At 74.3% G+C, this 2,229-nt stretch carries 2 protein-coding genes; both read left to right on the top strand.

The annotated features are described in order from the left end of the window. The coding region (locus ACFQ36_RS22270; protein WP_377017680.1) for a hypothetical protein at positions 1–1,061 on the top strand (1,061 nt) is incomplete at its 5' end. Continuing rightward, on the top strand, positions 1,058–2,229 hold a 1,172-nt coding region (locus ACFQ36_RS22265; protein ID WP_377017678.1), incomplete at its 3' end, for a DUF6716 putative glycosyltransferase. The genes ACFQ36_RS22270 and ACFQ36_RS22265, both read left to right, overlap by 4 nt.

The following is a 2,229-nucleotide window of genomic DNA, read 5'->3' as shown; positions in this document are numbered from 1 at the left end:
GGCAGGCCGAGATCGCCAGGCCGCGCTTCGGCCAGGCCGCGGTCTGGGCCGAGTCACCGCTGCAGCTGCTCAGCGCCGTCGAGGCCCACAGCGCCGGCCTGCTGGGCCGGCACACCACGGTCCATGCCCGCGGGGATGCCGCCGGCCTGGACCGCACCGTGGCCCTGCTCCGGGACCAGGTCCCGGCAGGCCTCAGTTTCGCGGACGCGGCCGCCGCCGTCCCGTCCGTCCGTTCCGGCGAGCTGGCCCGCTGGGTGGCCGGGGACGCCTATTCCGGGAAGGTCCAAACCGAGCTGCTGCGCGGGATCCGCGCCGACGAGGTGGTGATCCTGGACGACGGCCTGGCCACGCTGAAGCTGCTGGCCACGCTGGTGCGGGACCGCCCGGTCCCGCTCATCCGGCCCCGCCACCAGGCCGGCGCCCCGCGCCGGATGCTGGGACTGGCCACCTGGCACCACCTGCGCCGGCTGGCCCGGCAGGGCCGGCTGCTGGTCTTCACCGCCCTGCCGGTGCCCGCCGCCGTCGAACGCCGGTTCCGCGCCCTCGGCGGCAAGCTGGAGCGGCACCGCTTCGAGTGGCTGGGCACCCAGCCGGCCACCGAGTACATCCGCGAGCCCACCGTCCTGGTCGGCTCGGCCCTGCCCGCGGACGGGCTGATCCACCCGGCACCGTACATCGAGTGGGTCCGGTCCCTGACCGAGGACGGCCCGGTCAGCTACTTCCCGCACCGCCGGGAGACGCCGCAGGTGCTCGAGGCCCTGGCCGCGCACCCGCTGATCCACGTCAACGAGCACACCGTCCCGGTGGAAATGCGGCTGCGCGGGCTGCGGCCGGGCCAGGTGGTCCGCGCCCTGCCCTCCACCGTGCTGGCCTCGCTGCGGCTGATCCTGGCCCCCGGCGGCATCCCCCTGCGCGGCCATGCCGTCCCGGAACACTGGTGGACCCCGAAGACTTCGCGGGAACTGCGCCGGCACCTGAGCAGCTCGCTCAATGACGCCGGCCCGGCTGGGCACCGCCCCGGGCGTGCGGGCAGCACCGGCTATCCGGGAGCGGCGTCATGAGCACGCCGGCGCTGCCGGAAACCGGCGCCGGCTACCGGATTACCGCCGTCGCGGACAGCGACTCGTACCTGAAGTTCGCCTGTGCCACGCTGCAGAACCTCGGGCCCGGCTGGGAGCGCCAGGTCCTGCTGGTCCGCTCGCCGCTGCTGCCCACCCGCGACCAGCTCGCCGCAGCCACCGCCGGAACCTTCCAGGACGGCCGGAACGTGCCGGTACTGCCGGCGCATGCGCTGCGCACCTCGCTGGCCGGCAGCGACGTCGTGCTGGCAGCCGCCACCGGCCCCGTGGCGGAGGAAATCTTCGCCCATGCGGCCCGGATCACCCCGCGCCCGGCCCTGCTGTCCGCGCTGCCCGGCGTCGCCATCCCCGCCACCGGCAAGGCGCTGCGCTTCCGCGCCCTGGGCGATGCCTTCATCACCCACAGCTACGCCGAATGCCGGGCCTTCAGCGACCAGGCGGAGCTGCTGCGGCAGGAGCAGCAGATCCTGGTCAGCCGGCTGCCGTTCCTCACCTCGGCCCTGAGGCCGGAACCGGTAATCACGCCGCTGCGCGCGGTGGTCTTCGCCCCGCAGGCCAAAGTGCCGGTGGAGCGCGCGGACCGGGTGGCCATCCTGCAGGCCCTGGCCGCGCTGTCGCGCCGGTCCGGGCTGCCGGTCCGGGTGAAGCTGCGCGCGTGGGCCGGCGAGCCGCAGACCCACCGCGAGCAGTACCCGTACGACACCCTCTGGGAGCAGCTGGTGGAGAGCCGCGCCGCCGCCGGGCACGAACTTCAATTCCGCACCGGCCCGATGGCGGAGCAGCTGGTCCCCGGCACCGCCCTGGTGACCGTCAGCTCCACCGCGGCGCTGGAGGCGGTCGACGCCGGCCTGCCGGTACTGGTCCTCTCCGATTTCGGCGTCTCCGAGCAGATGCTGAACAAGGTCTTTGACGGCAGCGGCCTGCTCGGCACGCTCGAGGACCTCAAGGCCGGGCACTTCTTCCACCCCGAAGCGCACTGGCTGCGGGACAACTACTTCCACAAACAGGACACTCCGCTGGGCGACCTGCTGGCCCTGTACGCATGCCGGGCCCGGGCCGGCAAGCTGTCCATGAGCGGCGAACGGCTGGCCGCGGCACAACGGCGCCGCCTGCGGCAGCGCCTGCGCACCCTGCTGCCGGCGCCGGCGCT

The organism is Arthrobacter sp. GCM10027362 (assembly GCF_042679445.1).
Classification (GTDB): Bacteria; Actinomycetota; Actinomycetes; order Actinomycetales; family Micrococcaceae; genus Crystallibacter.
Note: the sequence above shows the minus strand (reverse complement) of the source record. Positions and strands in the feature narration are given on the sequence as shown.